Source organism: Brevundimonas sp. ABV4_179, from assembly GCF_056311945.1.
In genome coordinates this window covers 2425369-2449984 of record NZ_CM149976.1, presented here as the reverse complement: position 1 = coordinate 2449984, position 24616 = coordinate 2425369, and the positions used below count along the sequence as shown (strand labels likewise).

Sequence of the window (24616 nt, the reverse complement as noted above, 5' to 3'; positions counted from 1 at the left end):
TTGGGAGCCGAAACCATGTCCGAAGTCCTGCCCAAGAACTCCACGGGTCGCGTGCTGTTCGCCAGCCTGATCGGCACGACGATCGAATTCTTCGACTTCTACATCTACGCCACGGCGGCGGTGCTGGTGTTTCCGACGCTGTTCTTCCCGGGCGAGGATCCGGGCACGGCGCTGCTGTCGTCGTTCGCCACCTTCTCCATCGCCTTCTTCGCGCGGCCAATCGGCGCCTTGGCGTTTGGACATTTCGGGGACAGGGTCGGGCGCAAGGCGACGCTGGTGGCGGCGCTGATGACCATGGGCCTGTCGACCGTGGCCATCGGTCTGTTGCCGACGCACCAGCAGGTCGGCCTGCTGGCGCCCCTGCTGCTGGCGCTTTGCCGATTCGGACAGGGGCTGGGTCTAGGCGGAGAGTGGGGCGGGGCGGTCCTTCTGGCCACCGAGAATGCGCCTCCCGGCAAGAAGGCATGGTTCGGCATGTTCCCCCAACTGGGCGCGCCCATCGGCTTCATCCTGTCCACCACCGCCTTCATCGCCCTGACCTCGACCCTGAGCGAAGGCGCGTTCGAGAGCTGGGGCTGGCGCATCCCCTTCTTGGCCAGCGCCATCCTGGTGTTCGTCGGCCTGTGGGTGCGGCTGAAGATCACCGAGACGCCTGAGTTCCAGAAGGCCGTGGACCGCGACGAGCGGGTCAAGGCCCCGGCCGTGACCCTGTTTTCGCATCACAAGGCCGCACTTGTTCTAGGGACATTTAGCGGCGTGACCACCTTCACCCTATTCTATCTGATGACGGTCTTCGCCCTGGGATGGGCGACGACGGGGATGGGGTTGGCGCGGGCCGACGTGTTGCCGATCCAGCTGATCGGCGTGCTGTTCTTCGCCGCCTTCATTCCGGTGACGGCCCTGCTGGCGGATCGATATGGACAGGTGAGGGTGTTGATCGCGTCGTCAGTCGGGATCGGCCTGTTCGGCTTCCTCTTCGCGCCATTGTTCGGCGGCGGTCTGACGGGATTGCTGATCTTCTTCGCGCTGGGGTTCGCCCTGATGGGCTGCACCTATGGACCCATCGGCGCGGCCATGGCCCGACCGTTCCCGACAGCGGTGCGGTACACCGGGGCGTCGATGGCCTTCAATCTGGCGGGCATTCTGGGCGCGTCGCTGGCGCCCTATATCGCGCTGAAACTGGCCGAGGGGTTCGGGCCGGCGGCGGTGGGCGGTTACCTGGCCTTGTCAGCCCTGATCTCCATAGCCGCCCTGTGGGGCATGGGCTGGGTTGTGCCGGAAGAGAAGCGCTAGGCCTCGTCCGTCGCAGCATAGACCATGATGCCGGTGGCGATGGCCAGGTTCAGGCTGTCAGCCCGGCCGCGCATCGGGATCTTGACGTTGACGTCGCAGGCGGCGGCCAGTTGGTCGGTCAGGCCTGCCTGTTCATTGCCCATCAGGATCAGGGCCGGCTTGCGCATCACCGCCGAGCGGTGGCTGACGGTGGCGTCGAGGCGGGTGCCGACGACGCTGCCGGGCCAAGATTGGCGCCACGCCACGAAGGCTTCCGGCGTCGTCCTGGTGATCGAAACGGCGAAGACCGAGCCCATGGTCGCGCGCACGGCCTCGACCGAATAGGGATCGACGCAGTCGCCGATCAGGATGACGCCTCCGCAGCCCGCGGCGTCCGCCGTGCGGATGATGGTGCCCAGATTGCCCGGATCGCGCACCTGCTCCAGCGCGACCCAACAGGGGGCCTCGGCGGGGTTCAGGCTGTCGAGCGGCGCATAGGCCTGTTCGAATACGCCCAGCACGGTCTGGGGGTTATCCCGCCGGCTGATCTTTTCCAGGATGGCGTGGGTGACGATGATGACCTCGCCGCCCGCCTTGCGCGTTTCCGCCTTGGCGCGGTCCAGTAACGGGTGGGCGCGGGCGTCCTCGCCGACCAACAGCATTTTCGGCGCACGACCCTGATCCAGCGCCTCGCCGATAAACTTCAGACCTTCGGCCAGGAAGGTGCCCGTCAGGTCGCGTTCCTTGCGCATATGCAGGGCGCGGATGGCCTTGATGGTGTCGTTCGTCAGCGAGGTGATGACGCGGTATTCGTCCCGCGCGCTCATCGCGACCACCGCGCGAAGAAGGACAGGCCGATGGCGCGGGCGTGCGGCCCGTCTTCGGAGAGGGCCAGTTCACCCCAGTCGATGCGCCCGCCGCGATCATGCGTCGCCTCGGCCATCAGGTGCGCCAGTGACAGACCAGACACGCGGGCGGCATAGGCGTTCAGCAGCAGGAAGTCGGCGTCGTCGGCCAACAGGCCGGCGCAGTCCTTCAGCAGGCCCGGCATATCTTCGAACAGACGCCAGACTTCGCCGGTCGGTCCGCGACCGTATTTCGGCGGGTCCAGGATGATCCCGTCGTATTTCGAGCCCCGACGAACCTCGCGCGCGACATATTTGCGGGCGTCCTCGACGATCCAGCGTATCGGATGCTGGCCCAGGCCTGACTGTTCCGCGTTCTCGCGGGCGTATGCGACGGACTTCTTGGAGGCGTCGACGTGGGTGACCTCGGCGCCGGCCGCAGCCGCAGCCAAGCTGGCGACCCCGGTGTATCCGAACAGGTTAAGCAGCTTGAGGGCGCGGCCCGCTGATTGCGGGAAGTCGCGGACCCGCTGGTCCAGCCATTCCCAGTTGGCGGCCTGTTCGGGGAAGAAGGCCAGGTGGCGGAAGGGGGTGAACCGGCCCGTGAACTTCACGTCGCGCCATTTCAGCGGGAAGGCGTCGACGGGGCCATGCTTGTCGAACTTCCAGCGGCCGGAATCCTCTTCCTCCTGCTGCGGATCGAAGAGGGCCGTCGCGGCCTCGAAGGCGGCGGGATCGTGCGGGGACCAGAAACACTGCGGCTCGGGCCGGACCACCGTATAGCGGCCGTAGCGTTCCAGCTTCTTGCCGTCGCCCGAATCCAGCAGGGCGTAGTCCGACCAGCCGCGGGTCACGAGGGTTTCGGGGGTCTTGGAGAGCACGGGCGCCATCGTCGGGCTGATAGGCGCTCAAGCCGCCTCGCGTCCAGCGTCGTCAGAGATCACGACCAGTTCTTGCGGCTGAAGCTCGCTGTCGTGCGGGGTCTTGTCCCAGACGTGCGGCTCGACGATCAGCCGCCAGGCGGCGTGGACGAAGGCCAGGCTGAGCAGGGACCAATAGGCGGGCGCCGCCAACATGTCGCCGAGCCGATAGTCCAGCCCGGCGCGCCGCGCCCCGACCGCGCACCCCATCCAGGCGGCGATCACCCCGGCCGCCAGAACCGCGATGGAGGCCAAAGGCGTCGCCGGCGCGATCCCGGCGTGCAATCCGACCAGCACGGCAGAGGCCAGCCAGGCCAGGGTGGGCGCATGGGCTCCCGCCGCCAGGATCGCCGTCCCCAGGGTCATGACCAGCGACAGCAGGCCGCGCCGCCCCAACCGGCGCGGACGTCGGGTATGTACGCCCCACGTCTGCATATAGCCCTTAAGCCAGCGCGTGCGCTGCGGCAGCCAGCGATCCAGGGGGCCGGGCGGCGTCTCCCAGGTCGGGCAATCGATCACATCGAGCGTCCAGCCCAGCGACCACAGGCGAAAGCCCAGGTCCGCGTCCTCGGTGACATTGTGCGCGTCCCAGCCGCCTGCCGCGCGCAGCGCCGTCATTCGGATGTGGTTGCTGGTCCCGCCCAGCGGAAAGGGCAGACCGAGGCGCGCCATGCCGGGCAGGGTCACCTCGAACAGGGCCGCGTATTCGAGGGCGAACTGGCGGTCCAGAAAGGTCGAGCCCACGCGGCCCGAGGGCCTTATCCGTAGCGGCGCCTGCAGGCAGCCCAGCCGGGGTTCGGCGACGAAGCGCGCGGCGGCGCGGCGCAGCTGGTGCGGATGGGGGCGATCTTCGGCATCATAGATGGTGACCAGGTCGCCGCGCGCCTGGGTCAAGGCATGGTTCAGCGCGCGCGGCTTGGTCAGCGGATGGCCGGGCGGGACGATGCAGGTCTTCAGCCAAGCGGGCCTGGGGGCCGCCTCGACCGCCGCCAGGGTCGCGGCGTCGTGGGCTTCCAGCACGATGAAGGCCTCCAGCCGGTGGGCCGGATAGTCGATGCGCGCCAGATTGGCGATCAACTCCGGCGCCACCGCCGCTTCGTCGTGCAAAGCCGCAAGGATGCTGTAGCGCGGCCATTCGATGGGCACGGGCGCCGGCCTGGGACGTCGCAGGCTGGCGATGGCGATGACCGTCTTCCATACAGCGGACAGGACGATGGCCGCCTGAACGATCAGCAATCCGGCCAGGAATGCCGTCTGAGGCCATCTGATCACCGCGAAGACATAGCCGCCGACGATCACCGTCGTCGCCAGGACTTGAAATCCGCTGGGCGCACGCCGCCACGCCCCACTGGTGCGCGGCGTGATGCCCGGATGCGTCCAGTCCTTCGCCACCTCGCCCCCGCGCTGCGTTCAACCTGTAATCGCTATGGCAAGCAACCGCGTTCGGCAAGCCGGTTGGCGCCGTGGACGGATTGTCGCTATTCAGGACGCCCGATCTGGAGCAGCCGTTTGTCCGACGCCTCGACATCCTCGCGCACGACCCGAAAGCCCAAGGGCGAGGGCCATTCTCGGCGCGGCGAAATCCTGGCGGCGGCCGAGCGAATCTTCGTCGAGCACGGCTATGAAGGCGCCACCATCCGCAAGATCGCGGACGAGGTCGGCCTGTCTTCGACGGCCCTCTACATGCATTTCCCGGACAAGGGCGCGATCCTGCAGGAAATCTGCCGCGACGCTTTCGCCCGCCTGATCGCCGCCAATGCCGCGGTGGCCGACGAGGATTGGCCGCCGATTCAGCGTTTGCGCCGCATGATCGAAGGCTATGTCGCGTTCGGTTTCGCCCATCCCAACGCCTATCGCCTGATCTATCTGACGCGGCCGGTGGAAGCGCGAGAGGGCGCCCAGGACATGGCGCGCGAACTGGGCGCCGGCCTGTTCACGACGTTGCAGGCGACGGTGGCCGACGCGGTGGCGGCGGGCGAGCTGACGGGCGACCCCAGTCTTTTGGCCCAGGCCATATGGGCGACAGCGCATGGCGTGGTGTCGCTGATGATCACCAAGCCGTATTTTCCGTGGGCGGATCGTCAGCTGCTCGTCGGCACGATGTTGGACGCCGTGTTCGCCGGCCTGCCCAGACCATGAGGCGGACCTTGGGGGCTCTGGCGGGCCTGATGCTGCTGGGCGCTGCCGGCTTCGCCGACGCCGACCCTTTGCGCGTCATGGCGCTTGATCAGTGTGCGGATCAATATGTGTTGGCGCTTTCGCCGGATGCGCGATTGGCGCTGTCGCCCCGCGCCGACGATCCCGACGCCTGGCTGCGGCGCGAAGCCGCCGGGCGGCTGCGTTTACGGCCGACGCTGGAGGCGGCCGTCGGATTTCGGCCGGATGTCGTGGTGCGCTATTGGGGCGGCGAGCCTCGGCTGTTGACGGCGCTTGAACAGCGCGGGGTCCGGGTGATCACGATCGAGGACGCCGTGGATCTGGAGGGTGTTCGCCGCAACATTCGCACGGTGGCCGGCGGGCTGGGCCAGGTGGAGCGCGGAAACAGGCTGGAACAGCGGATGGACGCCAAGCTGGCCCACGCCGCGCCTGCGCGAAGTGCGACCCAGGCGCCGGGCGCGGTCTATCTGACCTCGGGAGGCTTCACCTCGGGACCAGGAACCTTGATGGACGCCATGATGCGGGCGGCGGGTTTCCGCAATCTGACGACGACGCCCGGTTTCGGCGCGATTAGCGTGGAACGGATCGCCATGAACCCGCCGGCGCGGTTCATCCTGGGCTTCTTCGATCAGTTGCGGGCCGACCTGCGCGGACCGGGCCGACATCCGGTGGTTCGTCGGGCCGCCGAGGGGCGGACGGCGGCGCGCCTGCCCGCAGCGACCCTGACCTGCCCAGCCTGGTTCGCCGCCGATGCGGTGGCGATGATGGCTGAGGGGCGGCCATGAGCGGCATGGTGCGACTCTGCCTTATCCTGGGACTGCTGATCGCGGCGGCCTTGGCGCTGGCGATCCTGATGGGCGAAACGGCGTTCACCGGGGCGCAGTATGGCGCCGCCTTCGGCGATCCCACGTCGGGACCGGCGGAAGTGTTGTGGCAGGTGCGGGCGCCCCGCGCGGTTTGCGCCCTTGTCGTCGGCGCGGCCTTGGGGCTGGCTGGGGCGGTGATGCAGGGGCTGTTGCGTAATCCGCTTGCCGATCCGGGCGTGCTGGGCGTGTCGGCGACGGGGGCGCTGGGCGCCGCCTTGGCCATCGTCCTGGGCGCAGCGATTGTGCCCGGCCTGATCGAAATTTCGGCCTTGACGGGGGCCGCGCTGGCGGGCGGCCTGTTGATCGTCGCGTCCAGAGCGATGCGGGCGCCGGAAGCGTTGATCCTGTTCGGCGTGGCCTTGTCCAGCTTCGCCGGCGCCGCCACCGCTTTGATCTTCAACCTGTCGCCATCGCCTATTGCGCAGGCCGAGGTCATGTCCTGGCTGTTGGGATCGGTGCAGAACCGAAGCTGGATCGACGTGGCCTGGGTGACGCCGGCGTTGATCGTCGCGGCCGTATTCGCAGTCCTGTCTGGACAGGGCCTGAGAATGCTGACTTTGGGCGACGAGGGCGCGGCGTCGTCGGGTCTGAACATGGGGCGGCTCAGGGCATTCGCTTTGATCGCGGCGGCCTTGGCCACAGGGGCGGCGGTTGCGGCGGCCGGCGTCATCGGCTTCGTCGGTCTGGCGGCGCCGCATCTGGTGCGGGCGGCGGTGCGGGGGGACGCGAAGCGGATACTGGCGCCCTCGGCGCTGGCCGGCGGACTGATGCTGGTCGTCGCGGATCTGCTGGCGCGGCTGACGCCCACGGATCAGGAGCTGAAGCTGGGCGTGTTCACGGCCTTGATCGGCGCGCCGCTGTTCGCCTTGATCGCCTGGCGCGCGGCGAGGGAGTGGCGGCTGTGAGCCTGCTGTCGCTGGAGCATGTTCAGGCGCGGCTGGGCAAGGCCGTCGTGCTGGATGGTGTCAACCTTTCGGTGTCCGCCGGCGAGGTCGTCGCCCTGTGCGGGCCGAACGGGGCGGGCAAGAGCAGCGCCATTCGCGCGGCTGTCGGCCTGCTGGCGACCACTGGCGGTCAGGTCAGGCTGGGCGGGACGCGGATCGCCGACTTGTCTCATCGTCAGCGCGCGGAACGAGCGGCCTATCTGCCGCAGGAACGACGCATCGCTTGGAACCTGCCGGCCATTGAGGTGGCGGCCCTTGGCGCGCCCTTCCTGTCGGGCGCCGAGGCCCTGGCGCGGGCCGGCGCGGCGTTGGAGGAGGTGGGGGCCGGTCATCTGGCGGATCGCGGTGTGGCGGAAATGTCGGGCGGCGAGCGGGCGCGGGTCCTGCTGGCGCGGGCGCTGGTGGTCGATGCGCCGCTGCTGCTGGCCGACGAGCCGATTGCTGGGCTGGACCCGGATGCCCAGCGGCTGGTACTGGAGCGATTGAGGGTGCGGGCCGACAGCGGCACCGGGGTGCTGGTCAGTCTGCATGACCTCGCCCTGGCCGCGAACGTCGCAGACCGGCTTGTGGTGCTGGCTCACGGCCAAGTGGTCGCCGACGCCCCGCCGATGCAGGCCCTGGCGCCCGACATCCTGCGTCGGACGTTCGGGCTGGACGGCGGCTGGGTCGAAGGGCCGAACGGACCGCTGCTGACGGCCCGCCGCGCTCAGTAGCCCGCGTAGGGCCTGGGGCCTGCCGCCGCGCCGCGCGATATGTCGGCCGAGGGCGTCAGTGGGGCCGTGCCGCCGTTCAGGCGCGCCTTGTAGACCGCCATATTCTCCATCACCCGCATCATATAGTTGCGTGTCTCGGTGAAGGGCGCGCATTCGATGAAGTCGATGGTCTTGACCGCATCGCCGCGCGGGTCGCCGCAGCGCGCGATCCACTGGCTGGGACGCGCCGGGCCGGCGTTGTAGCCCACCGTCGCCAGCAGCATGGAGCCGTTGTTGGCGGCCATCAGCTCGCCCAGATGATAGCTGCCCAAGGTCATGTTGTAGTCGGGATCCCACAACTGTTCGGCCGAATAACCCATGCCGAGGCGACGAGCGACGCCCGAGGCGGTGGACGGCAGGAACTGCATCATGCCGCGCGCGTCGGCGCCGGAGCGGGCGCGGGGATCGAAGCTGGACTCCTGGCGTGTGATGGCCTGGGTGAACTCCAACGGGGCCGCGCCGGCGACCTGGGGCGGGATACGCACCGGATACATCCGCTCGGGCATGACGAAGCCGCGTTGGCTGGCGGCGCGTCCCACCATCATCGCGGTGAAGCCTTCGCCATAGCCGCGTGACAGGTCCATCAGAAGCGCCAGATCGTTGATGGTGGGCAGATCGTTGTCGAGCTGATAGGCGAAGACGCGCAGCAGGCTCATCTCGCCGGTTTCGCCTAGGATGCGTGTGGCGCGCACGATCTCATTGCCTTCGAACCGGGCGATGTCGGCCTGGGACGGGACGGGTTCGCCGGGAAGCTGAAGCGTGGTCATGCCCGCCTTTTCGGCCGCCAGCTGACCGTAGAAGGTCTGCCAGTGCTGGGCGCCGTTGCGATAGTAGCCCAGCGCCGCGTCGCGTTCGCCGCGCGCCTCGGCCGCCCGGCCCAGCCAATAGTAGGCGCGACCCTGGGTGATGGGGGTGGAGGAGGCGGTGCGCAGGGCCTCGAAGTGGCGGGCCGCGACCTCGGGTTGGTTCAGCTTGGTCAGGGCGACCCAGCCGGCGAAGAACTCGGCGTCCACCATCCGGTCGCCCGAGGTGAAGCCGTGGCCATTCATGGCGTCATAGGCGGCGCGCCAGTTGCCTTGTTGCAGGGCGTCCAGGAAATAGTTGCGACGCTCGCTCCACAGGGTGTTATCGCCGGTCGTGTGCGACGGGGCGGGCGGCAGGTTGGCGAGCAGGGCGAAGCCCTCAGACTGGCGGTTCTGCGACCGCAACAGACGGACGCGCTCCAGCACCACGGCCGGATCAGCCGCTTGGGCGGGCGTCAGATTGGCGATGACGGCGTCGGGGCTGTAGGCCGAGCGCAGGGTCATGACCGTGTTGGCGATGGCGGCGCGCTCGGGCGACACCAGATTGACCATGCTGCGCGTCGCCGGGCCGTGCGGGCCGAGCAACAACATGTTCAGGCGTGTCTCGTGATCCGCCGGCGTCAGCCACGCGCCCCAACGGGCCAGGATTCGTGACTGCGGCGCGTCGTCGAACGAACGCGTGCGCCACCAGTCGCGCACCAGATCGCGGGCTTGATCCTGGCGCCCACGCTGCTCCAGCGCCGAGGCATAGGCGATGGCGCCCTCGACCGTCGTCGGCTTGCCGTCCGACATCAGCGACAGCGCTGCGTCGGCGCCCAGGCCGGACCGATCCAGAACCTTCTCGGCGGCGGCGCGACGTGATTCGCCGCGGGGCCAATTGGCCAGATCGCCTTGGCCCCGCGCCAGATCGGCGTAGGACAGTTGTTCGCCCGAGGTGTCGATCAGGGCCCATTCGACCAGCTTGCGGGCCGAGGCGTCGCGAATCTGCGACATGGCGGATTGGGCGCCGAAGACGTCGCGCGCGCGGGCCGCCGCCAGCCCCTGGCGAAACAGCGCCGTGTCCTGATCGTTCAGCACGCGGCCCTGATAGGTGGCGGAATAGCCGGGCACGGACGAGGACGCCGACGCATAGGGCACAGGCTGGGTGGGCAGGACGTCCTGCGGGTTCGGCGCAAGGACGGCGAGGGCCGCCGCCAGACTGGTCGCGATCATGATCTGTCCTGTTCCCATTCAATCCTGGTTGCGGCGGAGCCGCTGGCGACCTAACGTCCCGCGCTCATTGCAAAGGCGATGAACATCCGTCCATCGTCACTCCCCACGCAGGCCAGCTTAGTCTCATGAACGCCCCCTTGTTCAAGGGCGTGATCACCGCCCTGATCACACCACTTCGTGACGGAAACGTGGACGAAGCCGCATTCGCCAAACTGCTCGAGCGTCAGATCGCCGCAGGCGTTCACGGCGTCGTACCAATGGGCACCACAGGCGAGGGCGCCAGCATGGACCTGGACGAGCACAAGCACGTCATCGAACTGTGCGTGCGTCTCGTCGCCGGCCGGGTCAGCGTCATCGCCGGAACCGGATCGCCCTACACCAAGGAAGCCATCGACCTGACCCGTCACGCCAAGACGGTGGGCGCGGACGGGGCGCTGATCGTCACGCCCTATTACATCCGCCCGTCTCAGGCGGGCATGGCCGCTCATTTCGAGGCCGTCGCCGACGCGGTTCAACTGCCGATCCTGCTTTACAACGTGCCCGGACGGACGGGGTCAGACATGACCAACGAGACGGTGGCGCGTCTAGCCGCCCACCCCAACATCGTCGGCATCAAGGACGCCACGGGCGACATGAGCCGCGTCAGCTGGATGCGCGCCAATATCGCCGGCCAGTTCGATCTGATCTCCGGCGATGATCCCAGCTATCTGGGCTATCACGCGCATGGCGGCGTGGGGCTGATCTCCGTGGCGTCCAATGTGGCGCCCGAGGCCATGGTCGCGCTTCACAACGCCATGACGGCCGGCGACTACGCCACGGCGCGGGAATGGCAAGGCCGGTTGATCGGCCTGTGCAAGGCGCTGTTTTTGGACAATTCCCCGTCGCCGACCAAATACGCCTTGGCCAAGTTGGGGCTGTGCAATGAGGATGCGCGCCTGCCGCTTTCGCCGACGTCGGAAGCGGTCAAGCCGATCATCGACCGCGCCATGGCGGATGCGGGCGTCGGCTGATGGCGTCCGAAAAACCGAAAACCAAGGTTCTGGCGGAGAACCGCAGAGCCAGGTTCGACTATTTCCTGGAGGATTTCGTCGAGGCGGGAATCCAACTGCTGGGCACCGAGATCAAGGCGCTGCGCGATGGTCGGGCCAATATCGCCGAAAGCTATGTCTCGCCCGAGGGGCGCGATCTGGTGCTGATCAACGCTGACATCCCGCCCTATAAACAGGCCAATCGCTTCAACCACGAACCGCGTCGTCCGCGCCGGCTGCTGCTGCATCGCAAACAGATCGACCGGATGATCGGCGCCGTTCAGCGCGACGGCCAGACCATCATTCCGGTGCGGCTGTATCTGAACGAGGCGGGCAAGGCGAAGATCGAGATCGCCATGGCCAAGGGCAAGAAGCTGCACGACAAGCGGCAGGCCAGCGCGGATCGCGACTGGCAGCGCGACAAGGCCCGGCTGATGCGCGACAAGGGCTGATCCGCGAAGGTCAGCCCTCGATCAGAGTGCGAACGCGCGCGAAGATATCCTCGAACATCTCGGGCGTCAGCCGGCCTGTGTTCGTGTTCAATCGCGAACAGTGATAACTGTTCAGAATGATATAGCCGCCTGCTTCGCCCTGTGCCCCATGGCCCGCCGGCATGGCTGACGCCGGCCGTCCGAAGGCCTTCAGGATGTTGCGACGCGACACGTCGCCTAGGGTCACGATCACTTTCAGATTGGGCAGGAGCTTCAGCCGGTCGATCAGGAAGGGGCGGCAGTTGGTCTCTTCGATCGGCAGGGGCTTGTTGCCAGGCGGGGCGCAGCGCACGGCGTTGGTGATCATGCAATCCGTCAGCGTCAGGTCGTCGTGCCCGTTGGGATCGTAATGGCCGTGCGCGAACCCAGCCTTCTTCAGCGTGTCGTAAAGCAGCCAGCCGGCATGGTCTCCAGTGAAGGGGCGGCCGGTGCGGTTGGCGCCCGTTCGGCCCGGAGCCAGGCCCGCGATCAGCAGGCGCGCATTCGGATCACCGAAGGAGGCGGCCGGACCGTTCCACCAGTCGGGGTTCCGGCGCGCATTCTCCCGGCGGTATTCGACCAGGCGCGGGCACAGCGGGCAGTCGCGAGGCGGCTCGGGCGTCAGGCTCATTGCGCGGCCTTCGGGCGGCCGAACTCGGCCATCAGGTCGTTCAGGTCCAGGAAGGCGTCGGCCTGGCGACGCAACTCGTCGGCGATGTGCGGCGGCTGGGTCCTTTGGGTGGAGATCACCGTGACCCGCACCCCCTTGGCCTGAATCGCCTGAACCACGCGGCGGAAATCGCCGTCGCCGGAAAACAGCACGGCGTGGTCGATGTGCGGGGCCAACTCCAGCATGTCCACCGCGATCTCGATGTCCATATTGCCCTTGATCCGGCTGTGGCCGGCGCCGTCAGTGAAGCGTTTCACCGACTTGGTAACGACCGAAAACCCGTTGTAGTCCAGCCAGTCCACCAGCGGCTTCACCGGCGAGAACTCTTCGCCCTCGATTATGGCCGTGTAATAGTAGGCGCGGGTCAGGACGGATTTCTCGCGGAACCAGTCCAGCATTCGGCGAAAGTCCATGTCGTGCTGCAGCGCGCGAGCGGCGGAATAGAGATTGGACCCGTCGATGAAGATCGCCAGGCGGTCGGTGGAATGAAACATGGTTGAAGCCGACAAAAGAAATGAAGAAAATGACGCCCCGGCGAAGGCCCGCGCCGATGTGGGAATCGACGAGACGCTGAACCTGGATCAGGCAGTCATCGTTGCGCTGGGCTGCAATGACAAGGGGGCATGGGCCTCGTGCCGCGAAGCGCTGGAGGCGGCGCTGGCGCGGTTCCGCAGCGAGGGGATAGACATCGTCGCGCGTTCGAGTTGGTGGTCGTCCCTGGCCTGGCCCGACCCATCCGAACCGCCGTTCCTGAACGGGGTTGCGATTGTGCGCACCGCCCACGACCCGCATGCTCTGATGGCGACGCTGGGCCGGATCGAGGACGCGTTCGGCCGCCAGCGTTCGGTCCGCAACGCCCCGCGCACACTTGATCTGGACTTGATCGCTTATGGGCGGATGAGCGGCGATCTGGACGGGCTGATCCTTCCCCATCCCCGCGCAGCCGAACGAGGGTTCGTGATGGGGCCGATCGCAGAGATCGCGCCCGACTGGACGCATCCGACCGATGGAAGAAGGGCGCTTGATTTGGCCGGCACGGCTTCGGTCGGATCGGACGCGCGCCCCACGAGGTGAGCCGGGCAGGGCGGCTGCGCCCAACTTCCGCCCCTGTGGCGTTGCAAAAAGCAGTCTCCATCTGTATTTGACGCGGTTCTCCCCCGCGTTCGAGGAATTTCATGGCCCGCGTCACCGTCGAAGACTGCATCGAGAAGGTTCCGAACCGCTTTGGGCTGGTGCTGATGGCCGGCCACCGCGCTCGCAGCATCGCCAACGGCGCCGCACTGACCATCGACCGCGACAACGACAAGAACCCGGTCGTCGCCCTGCGCGAGATCGCCGACGACACCGTGGCGCCGGACGAACTGCGCGAGACCATCATCACCACGCTGCAGCGCGTCGATGAGCGGACGGAAGCCGAGGACGAGGCGGAAACGGTCGCCCTGCTGGCCGAACCGCAGCACATGAACATGGCCGAGGCCGAGCTGATCCGCGCGTTGCAAAGCGACCGCGACGGCGGCCAGGAGGAGCGGTACTGACGCCCGAGGGAGCCCCTGGCGTCACTATTCTGCCGGCGCGGACCGACGCGGTTCCGCCGGCGCCCCAAGCTGCAAACAAAAACGAACCCCAGACGGCGCCCGCCGATTCGGCTCCGAAGTTGAAACGCGCGCCTATTCTGCGTCAGTTCGAGCTGATCGAGGCCGTAAAGGCCTATGACCCAACCGCCGACGAAGCGCTGCTGAACCGCGCCTATGTCTATGCGATGAAAATGCACGGCTCGCAGTTGCGGGCCTCGGGCGATCCCTATTTCGCCCACCCGATCCAGGTCGCGGGCATACTGACAGACTACAAGCTCGACACCGCCACCATCGTCACCGCCCTGCTGCATGACGTGGTGGAGGACACCTCCGCGACGCGCGACGACATCGCCGGCATGTTCGGCGAAGAGGTCGCGGTCCTTGTTGAGGGCGTGACCAAGCTGTCGCGGCTGGAGCTTCAGGCCGAGCACACGCGCCAGGCCGAGAACCTGCGCAAATTCATCCTTGCCATCAGTCGGGACGTGCGGGTGCTGTTGGTCAAGCTGGCCGACCGCCTGCACAATATGCGCACGCTCCAGTACGTGAAGCCCGAGAAGCGCGAGCGGATCAGCCGCGAGACGCTGGAGGTCTACGCACCGTTGGGCCGGTCCATCGGCATCCACTCGATCGCGTCCGAGCTGGAAGAACTGGCGTTCACCCATCTGAACCCGACCGCCAAGACCGCCATCGAGCGGCGGCTGGAAGCGCTGAAGCTAGAGCATGGTCGCGCCATCGAAGGCGTGGCGGGCGAGGTCGAGCGAGTGCTGTCAGAGGCCGGGCTGAAGGCCAAGGTCTATGGCCGGCAGAAGACCCCCTATTCGATCTGGCGCAAGCTGCAGAGGAAGTCGGTCGGCTTCTCGTCGCTGTCCGACATTTATGGTTTCCGCGTCATCGTGGAGGCGGAAGACGACTGTTACCGCGCGCTGGGCGTCATCCACCGCGAATGGCCGATGGTGCCGGAACGGTTCAAGGACTTCATCTCCACGCCGAAGTCGAACAACTATCGCTCGCTGCACACCACGGTCGTTGGCCCGCGCGGCCTGCGGATCGAGATGCAGATTCGCACCGAGGAGATGGACCGCGTCGCCGAGGACGGGGTCGCCGCCCACTGGCGCTACAAAAACCAGTCCTATGGCTTCGACCGCGAGGCGATGGAGCAGGGCGGTGGTCGCGACCCGCTGCAGAACCTTCGCCATCTGGTTCAGGTCATCGAACACGGCGAAGGCGGCGAGGATTGGGTCGAACACGCCAAGCTGGAAATGTACCTGGATCAGGTGTTCGTCTTCACGCCGAAGGGGCAACTGGTCACCTTGCCGCGCGGGGGAATGCCGCTTGACTTCGCCTACGCCGTCCACACCGAGGTCGGGGACACCGCCGTTGGCGTCAAGGTCAACGGCGAGCTGAAGCCGATGCGCACGCCGCTGCAGAACGGCGACGTGGTCGAGATCATTCGCGGCTCCAAGCGTGAGGTGCCGGCCGACTGGCGCAGCCTGACCGTGACGGGCCGCGCCCGGTCCGCCATCCGTCGTCATATCCGCACCTCCGAGCGCGAGGAGTTCGTCAAGCTGGGCCGCGTCGCCCTGGACCAGACCCTGGCGCGCATCGACAAGTCGCTGGCCGACGTGTCGCTGAAGCCGGTGCTGGAAACCCTGGCCACGACCAGCGAGGACGATCTGTTCGAGGGGCTGGGGCGCGGGCGTCTTTCGCCGACCGCGACGGCCGAGATTCTGTTCCCCGCCCTGAAGGGACGACTGAAGGCCGGGCCGGAGAAGCAGCGGATCGAGGGCGACAAGGCGCGTCTGTTCGTGCGCGGCGGCGGTCTGACGCCCGGCGTGTCGGTCCATTTCGGCCAATGCTGCACCCCGGTGCCGGGTGACCGAATTGTGGGCATTCTGGAGCCGGAAGCCGGACTGACGGTGCATACCATCGACTGCCAGACCCTGGCGGCATTCGCCGACGACGATTCGGTCTGGCACGATCTGCAGTGGACGCCCCAGGCCGAGACGGATGCGGTCGCCGCCGCTCGCATCCGTGCGACGATTCGCAATGCGCCGGGCGTGCTGGGTCAGGTGACGACCCTGATCGGGGAGGCTGGCGGCAACATCATCAATCTGTCGATGGCGCACCGTCAGCAAGACTTCTTCGACGTGGACGTGGATGTCGAGGTCGAGGACGCCAAGCACGCGACCATGATCATCGCGGCGCTGCGCGCCAATCCGTCCGTGGATTCCGTGGAACGCGCGCGCGGCGAATGACCGAAACGACCAAGCCGAACGCCGCCCAGATGGCGTCGCCGTCCTATCGCATGGCGGCGATGGATCAGGATTTCTTGATGGGCGATTCCATGCGCGGCGTGCGGTTCCTGATGGAATACGCCAAGGCCGAGGAGGCGCTGAGGGCCTGGGGCGTGCGCTCCACCATCGTCGTCTTCGGCAGCGCCCGCATCCGCGAAGGCCATCGCTGGTACGAACAGGCGCGGGCCTTTGGGCGGCTGGCGTCCGAACGGGGCGGTGCGTTTCGGGGATCGATCGGCGAACCGCGCGACAATGTCATCGCCACCGGCGGCGGGCCGGGCATCATGGAGGCGGCCAATCGCGGGGCGCTCGAAGCTGGCGCACCCTCGGTCGGCTTCAACATCACCCTGCCGCACGAGCAGGAGCCGAACGCCTATTCGACGCCCGAACTGACCTTCCTATTTCACTATTTCGCGATGCGGAAGATGCATCTGGCGATGCGCGCCAATGCCCTGGTGGTGTTTCCGGGCGGATTCGGCACCTTCGACGAGATGTTTGAAATCCTGACCCTGCGCCAGACGGGCAAGGCGCCGCCGGTGCCCGTCGTTCTGGTGGACAAGGCCTATTGGACGTCGGTGATCGGTTTCGAGGCCCTGATCGAGCACGGGATGATCGCGGCCTCGGATATGGACCTGATCGGTTTCGCGGAAGACGCCGAGGGTGTCTGGGCGGAACTTCTGGCGCGCGGTCTGCGGCCGAACGAAAACATCGACTGAAGCGCAGCGGGTGGGTTCATCCGCGCGCGATCCGGGTCTAGAACGCCGTCATGAACACCCAAGACGTCCTCAACGAATTCCGCGACGCCGGCGCCCTGCGCGAAGGCCATTTCGTCCTATCCTCCGGCCTGCACAGCCCGGTCTTCCTGCAGAAGAACCTGGTCTTCATGGACGGCGCGCGCTGCGAGCGCCTGTGCAAGGCATTGGCCGAGAAGATCGTGGCCAAGGTCGGTCCGGTGGATGTCGCCATCTCACCGGCTGTGGGCGGCATCATTCCCGGTTATGAGACGGCCAAGCACTTGAAGGTTCGTTCGATGTATGTCGAGCGCGAAGGCGGCGCTTTCAAACTGCGTCGCGGCTTCTCGGTCGAGGCGGGCGAGAAGGTCGTCATGGTCGAGGACATCGTCACGACCGGCCTGTCCTCGCGCGAATGCATCGCGGCCATCCAGGCGGCCGGCGGCGAGGTCATCGCGGCGGCCTGTATCGTTGATCGCTCGGGCGGAAAGGCGGATGTGGGCGTGCCCCTGATCGCCCTGGCCTCGCTGGATGTACCGGCCTATCCCGCCCACGCCCTGCCGCCGGAACTGGCAGCGCTGCCGGTGGAAGATCCTGGCAGCCGGCGTTTGTCGAAGTGAAATCCTCTGTCCGCTCATTCCCGCGAAAGCCGGGACCCAGCACTTTGGGCGATGGGCGGAACTTAGACGCGCAGGCCGTCGGCAGGCGGACGGTGATACAAAAGAACTGGGTCCCGGCTTTCGTCGGGATGAGCGGGAATTGAGATGAACCAGCGCGTCCGCCTCGGCGTCAACATCGACCACGTCGCCACCGTACGGAACGCGCGCGGCGGGGCGCATCCCGATCCGGCCCGTGCGGCCGAGGCGGCGCTGGCCGCCGGCGCCGACGGCATCACCGCCCATCTGCGCGAAGATCGCCGCCATATCACCGACGCCGACATCGACGTGCTGAGCGCCCTGTGTGCCCGCGCGGGCAAGCCGTTGAACCTGGAGATGGCTGTGACGGATGAGATGCTGGCCATCGCGTTGCGTCACCGGCCGCACGCCGCCTGCCTGGTGCCCGAACGGCGCGAGGAGGTGACGACCGAGGGTGGACTGGCGGTCGCCGGTCAAGAGGCGCTTATCGCCCCCGTCGTGAAGACGCTGGCCGGGGCCGATATCCGGGTGTCCTTGTTCATCGAACCGTCCGAAGCTCAGGTCAAGGCCGCCGCCGCCGTCGGCGCCCAGGTGGTTGAGTTTCACACGGGCCGCTACTGCCATCTGACCGATCCCGGCGAACGCGAGGTGGAGTTCGAACGTCTCGCCGCCGCCGCCGCCCAGGCCGACATCCTGGGGCTTGAGGTCCATGCGGGGCATGGGCTGGATTACGACACGGCTCCGCGCATGCTGGCTATCCCGGAAATCCGCGAATTAAACATCGGCCATTTTCTGATCGGCGAATCGATCTTCATCGGTCTGGACGCCGCCATCCGCCGGATGCGCGCTGCGATGGACGCGGCATGATCATCGGGGTCGGCGCCGATCTTTCCGACATCCGCCGCATCCAGACGTCGTTGGATCGGTTCGGGGATCGCTTCAAGAACCGCTGCTTCACCGAGTTGGAACGTACGCGCTCGGACCGCAAACCGGACCCGGCCTGGAGCTACGCCAAACGGTTCGCCGCCAAGGAGGCTTGCGCAAAGGCCTTGGGCACGGGGATGCGGGCCGATGTCTATTGGCGCGACATGGGCGTGGTGAACCTGCGCTCGGGCCAGCCGACGATGGCGCTGACCGGCCATGCGGCCGAGCATCTGGCGCGTCTGACGCCGGCGGGGCACGAGGCGAAAATCCACCTGACGCTGAGCGACGAACATCCCTATGCACTGGCTTTCGTGGTGATCGAAGCCTTGCCGCAGTCGTAATCAGGTTATAGGCGTGCCCGATGACCGCGCGGACGCGGCGAGGATGCCTGATCGCATGAGCGAAGACCAAAAGCCCGACGACGCCAATCGCGACGCCACCCCCGAGGAACGTTTTGCGGCGTCGGAAGCCGACGCTCCGGTCAAGTCGGTTCAGGAGCCGACCACGGCGAACCAGAAGGTTTACGCCAACAAGCCCGGCCAACGCGGCAAAAAGGCGTCGGCCGCCAGCGAGACCGGCGAAATCTTCAAGACCATCGTCTTCGCCCTGCTGATCGCCATGGTGCTGCGGATATTCCTGTTCCAGCCCTTCACCATTCCGTCCGCCTCGATGGAGCCGAACCTGTACGAAGGCGACTATATCGTCGTGTCGAAATGGTCGTACGGCTTCTCAAAACACTCCATCCCATTCAGCCCGCCGCTGTTCGATGGTCGGATCATGGGCTCGGCGCCCAAGCGCGGCGATATCGTCGTGTTCAAACTGCCGCGCGACAACAAGACCGACTTCATCAAACGCGTTATCGGTCTGCCTGGCGACCGCATCCAGATGATCGCCAACAAGCTGTATATCAACGACAAGCCCGTTCAGGACGTGATCGTCAGCCGGACCGAGATCGAGGACATCTTCGGCCCGCGCCCGGTCACCGAGGTCCGCGAAACCCTGCCCGGGGGCAAGAGCTTCATGACCCAGGACTTCGGTCCCGGAAACGATCTGGACGACACCCTCGCGTATGAGGTGCCTGCCGGCCATTACTTCATGATGGGCGACAACCGCGACAACTCGATCGACAGCCGCGTCGAACAGTCCAGCGGCGTAGGCATGGTCCCGGCCGAGAACCTGGTCGGGAAGGCGCAGATCATCCTGTTCTCGTGGAAGCCCGGCTCCTCGCTGTGGAACCCCGTCAGCTGGTTCAACGTGCGTCTGGACCGGTTCTTCAACGTCCTGCACTGATGGCCAATCTGCGGGCCGAGGCGGTCGTCGCGCTTGAGCGCCGTATCGGCCATGCGTTCAAGGAAAAGGCGCTGCTGGAGCGCGCCCTGACCCACGCTAGTGTGGGTGAGGGGGCGCCGGCGGGCGTGCATGGCCCGCGCGACAACGAACGGCTGGAGTTCCTGGGCGACCGGGTGCTGGGGCTGCTGGTGGCCGAGCGGCTGTCCAGCGACTTTCCCACGGCCGACGAGGGCCAGTTGTCGTCCAGTCTGCACGCTCTGGTCGACAAGAACGCCTGCGCCCGCGTGGGCGAGGCCCTGGGCGTCGGCCTGGCGCTTAGGCTGTCGCCAGGCGAGACCAAGACCGGCGGACGTCGCAAGGCGGGCGTCATCGCCGATGCGGTCGAGGCCCTGTTGGCGGCGGTCTATCTGGACGGCGGCCTGGATGCGGCGCGCGTTTTCTTCGAACAGGCCTGGGCTGAGGAACTGTCGGCGCCGCCGTCCCGCACCGTGACCAATCCCAAGTCGGCCTTGCAGGAGTGGGCGCAAGGGCAGGGACGGCCGCTGCCGACCTATCGCGTGGCGGATCGGACGGGTTCGGATCATGCGCCGACATTCACCGTCGAAGTGACGGTGCAGGACGTGCAGCCCTTGACCGCGCAAGGGCGTTCGCGTCAGGAGGCGGAGAAGGCGGCCGCAATGGCCCTGCTCAAACGTGAAGGCGTCATTTGACCGATATCGAAAACCAGCGCGCAGGCTTTGCCGCCATCATCGGCGCGCCGAACGCCGGCAAGTCCACGCTGGTCAACCGGCTGACCGGGTCCAAGGTCTCCATCGTCACCCAGAAGGTGCAGACGACCCGCTTTCCCGTGCGCGGCATCGCCATGGAGGGCGACGCCCAGATCGTCATGGTGGACACGCCGGGCATCTTCACGCCGCGCCGTCGGCTGGACCGGGCCATGGTCGCCTCGGCCTGGGGCGGGGCGGAGGACGCCGATGTCGTGGTTCACCTGATCGACGCCCAGTCGCATATCGATTCCGAAGGGCGCGAGGGCACGGCGGCCGACCGCCGCTCGGCCGAGGACACCGAGACCATCATCGCCAATCTTCAGGCCACCCAGACCAAGGTCATCCTGGCGCTGAACAAGATCGACGGCATGCGCCGCGACACCCTGTTGGCCTTGTCGCAGAAACTGTTCGAGAGCGGCGTCTATGAAGAGGTCTATATGATCTCGGCCGCCAACGGCGACGGCGTCGAAGACCTTAAGCAGCGGTTGGCGCGCTCGATGCCGAAGGGCCCTTGGCTCTATCCCGAGGATCAGGCGGCGGACGTTCCGGTCCGCGTGCTGGCTGCGGAGATCACGCGCGAGAAGGTCTATCTTCGCGTCCACGAGGAATTGCCCTATTCGGCGGCGGTGGAGACGACCAGTTTCGAGGACCGCGCCGACGGCTCGGCCCGCATCGAACAAACGATCTATGTCGAGCGCGAGAGCCAGCGGCCCATCGTGCTGGGCAAGGGCGGTCAGACCTTGAAATGGATCGGCCAGAAGGCGCGCGAGGAGTTGAACGATATCCTGGGCCGCCAGGTCCATCTGTTCCTGACCGTCAAGGTCGATCCGAAATGGCAGGACAGCCGCGCCCTGTACGCCCAGTTCGGTTTGGATTTCGACGTCTGAGTTCCCGTGTTTGAAGTGCCGCGTACCGCCGGGGGGCATCCCCGGCTCGTTCTGGGCGTCCTCGGGGCGCTGATCCTTGGCGCGGCGATTTGGGCGGGCGTGGCCACGACCGTCGCGCCCAAAAGCGACACGGCCCTGATCGCTGAACGGGCAAACGCTCCGCCGCGTCCTCCCGTCATAGTCGTCCAGGACCTGCCGCAACTGACCGCCCGCCTTGATCGCGAAGCGGCGGCGGGGCGCTTCATGGGCGCGGTTTTGGTGGCCAAGGGCGACCGGGTGCTGTTCCGTCAGGTGTACGGCAAGGCGAACTACGAACTGGATCGGCCGCTGAAGCTGGAATCGCGATTCCGCCTGGCCTCGATCTCCAAGCAATTCACCGCAACAGCGATTCTGAAGCTTCAGGACGAAGGCCGTCTGAACGTCTCCGATCCGATCTGCAAATGGATTCAGCCGTGTCCGGCGGCGTGGCAGGCCGTCCGCATCGGCCATCTGCTGTCGCATACCTCGGGCATTCCAGACCTGATGGCGCGGCCGGGCTGGGGGATGCGTCGCACAACCCACGCCACGCTGGAGGACCTGACCGAGGATTCCAAGCGGTTCGGCCTTCAGTTCGAGCCGGGAACCGAGGTTCGATACGACAACGCCGGCTTCAACCTGGCCGCCGCGATTGTTGAAAAGGCCAGTGGGAAGCCGTTCCAGACCTATATGCGCGACGCCTTCTTCAAGCCGCTGGGTATGAAGGAGACCGGGCTGGATCTGGACGGCGGCGATCACGGCGTCATCATGGGATACGCCAACTTCCCTGGCGGCCTGGCGGCCCAGCCGAACGCTAACACCTCCATCGTGGCGGGGGCGGGCGCCGTCTATTCGACGCTGGACGACCTGCTGGTCTGGCAGCGGGCCCTGCATCGCGGATCGCTGCTGACGCCGGCCAGCTATCAGCAGATGCTGGCCGACCACGCGCCCGCCGACACCAAACCGAACGAGCGCAGCCATCCGCGCCGCGACTGGGGATATGGCATCTTCTCGAACCGTCTGGGCGATCAGGTTCGGCCCAGCTTCCAGGACCGCCAGATTTATCACACCGGCAGTTGGGGCGGGTTTCGCAACCTGATGCTCTATCAACCGGATCAGGACGTGACGGTGATTGTCCTGTCCAACAACTATCATCTGCGTGACCAGGTGTTCCTGATCGCGGAACAGGGCATGGCCGAGGCCCTCGGGCGTGACTTCCCGACGACCCTGGCGCGCTAGGTCGGTTTCATCGAGCCCGTCTCGATGAAGCGCTGGTGCCAGGACAGGGCCTCGTCCAACAGATGCGGAGACTGCAGGCCGTACGATCCCTTCAGCGCCCGGCCATAATAGTCGACCAAGGCGTCGCGATAGTCGGGGTGGGCGCAGTTGGCGATGATGACCCGGGCGCGCTGCTTGGGCGACAGGCCGCGCAGATCGGCCAGCCCCTGTTCGGTGACCAGAACCTGCACGTCCTGGGTGATGTGATCGACGTGGCTGGCCATGGGCACGATGGCGGAAATCTTGCCGCCCTTGGCCGTCGAGGGCGTCACGAAGCAGGAAATAAAGGCGTTGCGCGCGAAGTCGCCCGATCCGCCGATGCCGTTCTGGATGCGCGATCCCATCACCTGGGTCGAGTTGACGTTGCCATAGATGTCGGCCTCGATCAGTCCGTTCATGGCGATGCAGCCCAGGCGACGGATCAGCTCTGGGTGGTTCGAGATTTCCTGCGGGCGCAGGATGATCTTGCCCTGGAACTGGGCCATCCGACCGTTCAGATCGGCCGCCGCCTCGGGGCTGAGCGAAAATGCGGTCGCTGAGGCGACCGTCAGCTTGCCCGCGTCAAGCAGGTCGAGCATCCCGTCCTGGATGACTTCGGTATAGGCGGCCATCCGTTCGAACGGGCTGTCCATCAGGCCCGCCAGCACAGCATTGGCGACATTGCCGACGCCGGATTGCAGCGGCAGCAGGCCGGCGGGCAGGCGGCCGACCTTCACCTCGTGCTTCAGGAACTCGATCAGATGACCGGCGATGGCGCGCGCCGTGGCGTCGGGCGCGGCGAAGGGCAGGTTGCGGTCCGGCGCATCTGTCTCGACGATGGCGACGATCTTGTCGGGGTCGCAACGCAGGCTGGGCTGGCCGATCAGCTGGTCTGGCCGCGTCAGCGGAATAGGCACGCGGTCGGGCGGCAGGGCGGTGCCGTAGTAGATGTCGTGCATCCCCTCCAGCGCCGCGTTCTGCCAGCGGTTGACCTCCAGAATCACGCGGTCGGCGCGGTCCAACCATGTCTTGTTGTTGCCGATGGACGATGACGGCACCAGCGAGCCATCGTCGTTGATCGCCGACACCTCGATCACCGCCGTATCCAGCGCCCCCAGCACACCCTGCCAGACGGCAGGCGCCAGCTGGCTTAGGTGCATGTCGAGGTATTCCATCTGGCCCGCGTTGATCTTCTCGCGCGCTATGGGGTCGGAGTTATAGGGCAGTCGCAGCTCGATACCGTCGGCCTTGGCCAGGGCGCCGTCCAACTCCGGCCCTGTCGAGGCGCCGGTCCACAGATTCAGGCGAAAGGCGTCGCCGGCGGCGTGGGCGTCCTCGATCCGCCGGGCCAACTCGGGCGGTACGGCCTTGGGATAGCCCGATCCGGTGAAGCCGCTCATGCCGATGGTCGAGCCGGGAGAAATCAGGGCGGCGGCGTCGTGGGCCGACATGACCTTGGATTTGAGGGCCTGGTTGCGGATACGCGATGACATGGACGGCTGTGGGCTGCGGCCGGGGAGGGCCTGGGGCCGCCCGGTGCTAGTCGGGGCGACGGCGGTGATCCATTCGACCTTGGTCGAGACGACGCCCCCCGTCCATGATCTCGATCAAGGGGGAACGCCGAATGCGGCCATCGGTTAGCTGGAGGCCCATCAAAGGACCCGCCGATGAAAGCCCTGATCCTGAACTGCACGCTGAAGCCGTCGCCTGAGACGTCCAGCACCGAGGCCCTGGCCCAGGTGGTGATCGACGAATTGAAGAAGGGCGGCGCGGACACGGATCTGGTCCGCCTGGTCGATCTGAACCTAAAGCCCGGCGTGAAGACTAATCAGGGCGAGGGCGATGACTGGCCTGCGGTCCACGAAAAGATAATGGCGGCCAATATCGTGGTGTTCGCCACGCCGACCTGGGTTGGCCAAATGTCCAGCGTCTGCATGCGCGCCCTGGAGCGGATGGACGCCCTGTTCGAGGAGACCGACGATAGCGGCCGGCCCGTCGCCTTCGGAAAGGTGGGCGGCATCGTGATCACGGGCAACGAGGACGGCGCCCACCACATCGTCGCCACCGTATCCCAGGCGCTGATCGACATGGGGTTCACCATGCCGGCGCAAAGCTGGACCTATTGGCACCTGGGGCCGGGACCGGGGCCGGACTATGTTGAGACGGACCAGGGCCACGACTACGCCGACCGTGTGGGCCGAAACGCCGCGCGCAATCTGCTGGCCCTGGCCAAGGTGCTGAAACCGGATACCTATCCCGTGCCGGAAAGCGCGGACTAAGCGCCCGATTGCGGCTTGCGGCAG

Annotated in this window: 26 protein-coding genes; 19 read left to right on the top strand and 7 right to left on the bottom strand. The window is 66.7% G+C overall.

Translation table 11 applies throughout. From position 1 onward, the window contains the following. The first annotated feature begins 15 nt into the window (after window positions 1-15). Window positions 16-1293, top strand: coding sequence for an MFS transporter (locus ACYX4P_RS11870; protein ID WP_292046222.1), 1278 nt, complete (start codon window positions 16-18; stop codon window positions 1291-1293). On the opposite strand, the gene ACYX4P_RS11865 is transcribed toward ACYX4P_RS11870, so the two are convergent. Genes ACYX4P_RS11865 through ACYX4P_RS11855 form a run of 3 tightly spaced genes read right to left on the bottom strand, consistent with a single transcriptional unit; the run spans window position 1290 to window position 4429 of the window. After that, the gene (locus tag ACYX4P_RS11865; protein WP_248116619.1) at window positions 1290-2099 is read right to left on the bottom strand and encodes a TrmH family RNA methyltransferase; all 810 of its coding nucleotides are present in this window, start codon (window positions 2097-2099) and stop codon (window positions 1290-1292) included. The genes ACYX4P_RS11870 and ACYX4P_RS11865 overlap by 4 nt on opposite strands. After that, window positions 2096-3007, bottom strand: a complete 912-nt coding sequence (locus ACYX4P_RS11860) for an RsmD family RNA methyltransferase (protein WP_248116617.1) — start codon at window positions 3005-3007, stop codon at window positions 2096-2098. Before ACYX4P_RS11860 ends, ACYX4P_RS11865 begins: the two co-directional genes overlap by 4 nt. Window positions 3008-3025: 18 nt before the next feature. Beyond that, complete coding sequence (locus ACYX4P_RS11855; RefSeq protein ID WP_248116615.1) at window positions 3026-4429, bottom strand: glycosyltransferase family 2 protein; 1404 nt, start codon at window positions 4427-4429, stop codon at window positions 3026-3028. A 117-nt stretch (window positions 4430-4546) separates the two neighbouring features. Between ACYX4P_RS11855 and ACYX4P_RS11850 the strand changes: the two genes are divergently transcribed. From ACYX4P_RS11850 to ACYX4P_RS11835, 4 genes are read left to right on the top strand one after another with little or no spacing between them, the layout of a single operon-like run. Then, a complete protein-coding gene (locus ACYX4P_RS11850; RefSeq protein ID WP_248116614.1) occupies window positions 4547-5176 on the top strand; it encodes a TetR/AcrR family transcriptional regulator in 630 nt (209 codons plus the stop codon). Further along, window positions 5173-5979 carry an ABC transporter substrate-binding protein gene (locus ACYX4P_RS11845; protein WP_248116612.1) on the top strand — a complete coding sequence of 269 codons (807 nt, stop codon included), beginning with the start codon at window positions 5173-5175 and terminating at the stop codon, window positions 5977-5979. Before ACYX4P_RS11850 ends, ACYX4P_RS11845 begins: the two co-directional genes overlap by 4 nt. Continuing rightward, window positions 5976-6965: a FecCD family ABC transporter permease gene (locus ACYX4P_RS11840; RefSeq protein ID WP_248116610.1), complete on the top strand. Its 990-nt coding sequence runs from the start codon at window positions 5976-5978 to the stop codon at window positions 6963-6965. The genes ACYX4P_RS11845 and ACYX4P_RS11840 overlap by 4 nt, the downstream gene beginning before the upstream one ends. Next, the gene (locus ACYX4P_RS11835) at window positions 6962-7717 is read left to right on the top strand and encodes an ABC transporter ATP-binding protein (RefSeq protein ID WP_248116608.1); all 756 of its coding nucleotides are present in this window, start codon (window positions 6962-6964) and stop codon (window positions 7715-7717) included. Before ACYX4P_RS11840 ends, ACYX4P_RS11835 begins: the two co-directional genes overlap by 4 nt. On the opposite strand, the gene ACYX4P_RS11830 is transcribed toward ACYX4P_RS11835, so the two are convergent. Beyond that, window positions 7711-9771, bottom strand: coding sequence for a lytic transglycosylase domain-containing protein (locus ACYX4P_RS11830; protein WP_248116606.1), 2061 nt, complete (start codon window positions 9769-9771; stop codon window positions 7711-7713). The two genes, ACYX4P_RS11835 and ACYX4P_RS11830, sit on opposite strands and share 7 nt — an antisense overlap. 125 nt (window positions 9772-9896) lie before the next feature. Between ACYX4P_RS11830 and dapA the strand changes: the two genes are divergently transcribed. After that, window positions 9897-10781 (top strand): 4-hydroxy-tetrahydrodipicolinate synthase, encoded by an 885-nt coding sequence (dapA, locus tag ACYX4P_RS11825; RefSeq protein ID WP_248116603.1) that lies wholly within the window; start codon window positions 9897-9899, stop codon window positions 10779-10781. Next, window positions 10781-11251 (top strand): SsrA-binding protein SmpB, encoded by a 471-nt coding sequence (gene smpB, locus ACYX4P_RS11820; protein ID WP_248116602.1) that lies wholly within the window; start codon window positions 10781-10783, stop codon window positions 11249-11251. Before dapA ends, smpB begins: the two co-directional genes overlap by 1 nt. Before the next feature lie 10 nt (window positions 11252-11261). On the opposite strand, the gene ACYX4P_RS11815 is transcribed toward smpB, so the two are convergent. Both ACYX4P_RS11815 and ACYX4P_RS11810 read right to left on the bottom strand, forming a co-directional pair. Then, the gene (locus tag ACYX4P_RS11815; protein ID WP_248116600.1) at window positions 11262-11900 is read right to left on the bottom strand and encodes a uracil-DNA glycosylase; all 639 of its coding nucleotides are present in this window, start codon (window positions 11898-11900) and stop codon (window positions 11262-11264) included. Then, window positions 11897-12433, bottom strand: a complete 537-nt coding sequence (locus tag ACYX4P_RS11810) for a LabA-like NYN domain-containing protein (RefSeq protein WP_292046232.1) — start codon at window positions 12431-12433, stop codon at window positions 11897-11899. Before ACYX4P_RS11810 ends, ACYX4P_RS11815 begins: the two co-directional genes overlap by 4 nt. On the opposite strand from ACYX4P_RS11810, the gene folK reads away from it, so the two are divergent. From folK to ACYX4P_RS11755, 11 genes are all read left to right on the top strand, one after another. Beyond that, complete coding sequence (gene folK, locus ACYX4P_RS11805) at window positions 12432-13013, top strand: 2-amino-4-hydroxy-6-hydroxymethyldihydropteridine diphosphokinase (RefSeq protein ID WP_248116595.1); 582 nt, start codon at window positions 12432-12434, stop codon at window positions 13011-13013. The genes ACYX4P_RS11810 and folK overlap by 2 nt on opposite strands. Before the next feature lie 101 nt (window positions 13014-13114). After that, a complete protein-coding gene (gene rpoZ / locus ACYX4P_RS11800; RefSeq protein WP_054765722.1) occupies window positions 13115-13474 on the top strand; it encodes a DNA-directed RNA polymerase subunit omega in 360 nt (119 codons plus the stop codon). 224 nt (window positions 13475-13698) lie between these two features. Then, on the top strand, window positions 13699-15768 hold the full coding sequence (locus tag ACYX4P_RS11795) for a RelA/SpoT family protein (RefSeq protein WP_248117257.1): 2070 nt from the start codon (window positions 13699-13701) through the stop codon (window positions 15766-15768). Then, the gene (locus ACYX4P_RS11790) at window positions 15765-16523 is read left to right on the top strand and encodes an LOG family protein (protein ID WP_248116593.1); all 759 of its coding nucleotides are present in this window, start codon (window positions 15765-15767) and stop codon (window positions 16521-16523) included. Before ACYX4P_RS11795 ends, ACYX4P_RS11790 begins: the two co-directional genes overlap by 4 nt. A 50-nt stretch (window positions 16524-16573) precedes the next feature. Then, window positions 16574-17158: an orotate phosphoribosyltransferase gene (gene pyrE / locus ACYX4P_RS11785; protein WP_248116591.1), complete on the top strand. Its 585-nt coding sequence runs from the start codon at window positions 16574-16576 to the stop codon at window positions 17156-17158. Window positions 17159-17302: 144 nt separating this feature from the next. Continuing rightward, window positions 17303-18040, top strand: a complete 738-nt coding sequence (locus tag ACYX4P_RS11780) for a pyridoxine 5'-phosphate synthase (RefSeq protein ID WP_248116589.1) — start codon at window positions 17303-17305, stop codon at window positions 18038-18040. Continuing rightward, window positions 18037-18438 (top strand): holo-ACP synthase, encoded by a 402-nt coding sequence (acpS, locus tag ACYX4P_RS11775; protein WP_248116587.1) that lies wholly within the window; start codon window positions 18037-18039, stop codon window positions 18436-18438. Before ACYX4P_RS11780 ends, acpS begins: the two co-directional genes overlap by 4 nt. 55 nt (window positions 18439-18493) lie before the next feature. After that, window positions 18494-19387: a signal peptidase I gene (lepB, locus tag ACYX4P_RS11770; protein ID WP_248116585.1), complete on the top strand. Its 894-nt coding sequence runs from the start codon at window positions 18494-18496 to the stop codon at window positions 19385-19387. Then, complete coding sequence (gene rnc, locus ACYX4P_RS11765; RefSeq protein ID WP_248116583.1) at window positions 19387-20097, top strand: ribonuclease III; 711 nt, start codon at window positions 19387-19389, stop codon at window positions 20095-20097. Before lepB ends, rnc begins: the two co-directional genes overlap by 1 nt. After that, window positions 20094-21041: a GTPase Era gene (era, locus tag ACYX4P_RS11760; RefSeq protein ID WP_248116580.1), complete on the top strand. Its 948-nt coding sequence runs from the start codon at window positions 20094-20096 to the stop codon at window positions 21039-21041. The genes rnc and era overlap by 4 nt, the downstream gene beginning before the upstream one ends. A gap of 15 nt (window positions 21042-21056) precedes the next feature. Continuing rightward, window positions 21057-22295 (top strand): serine hydrolase domain-containing protein, encoded by a 1239-nt coding sequence (locus ACYX4P_RS11755; protein ID WP_248116579.1) that lies wholly within the window; start codon window positions 21057-21059, stop codon window positions 22293-22295. Here ACYX4P_RS11755 and ACYX4P_RS11750 read toward each other — a convergent pair. Beyond that, window positions 22292-23806 carry an acetyl-CoA hydrolase/transferase family protein gene (locus ACYX4P_RS11750; protein ID WP_248116577.1) on the bottom strand — a complete coding sequence of 505 codons (1515 nt, stop codon included), beginning with the start codon at window positions 23804-23806 and terminating at the stop codon, window positions 22292-22294. The genes ACYX4P_RS11755 and ACYX4P_RS11750 overlap by 4 nt on opposite strands. 174 nt (window positions 23807-23980) lie before the next feature. On the opposite strand from ACYX4P_RS11750, the gene ACYX4P_RS11745 reads away from it, so the two are divergent. After that, the gene (locus tag ACYX4P_RS11745) at window positions 23981-24592 is read left to right on the top strand and encodes a flavodoxin family protein (RefSeq protein ID WP_248116575.1); all 612 of its coding nucleotides are present in this window, start codon (window positions 23981-23983) and stop codon (window positions 24590-24592) included. The last annotated feature ends 24 nt before the right edge of the window (window positions 24593-24616 follow it).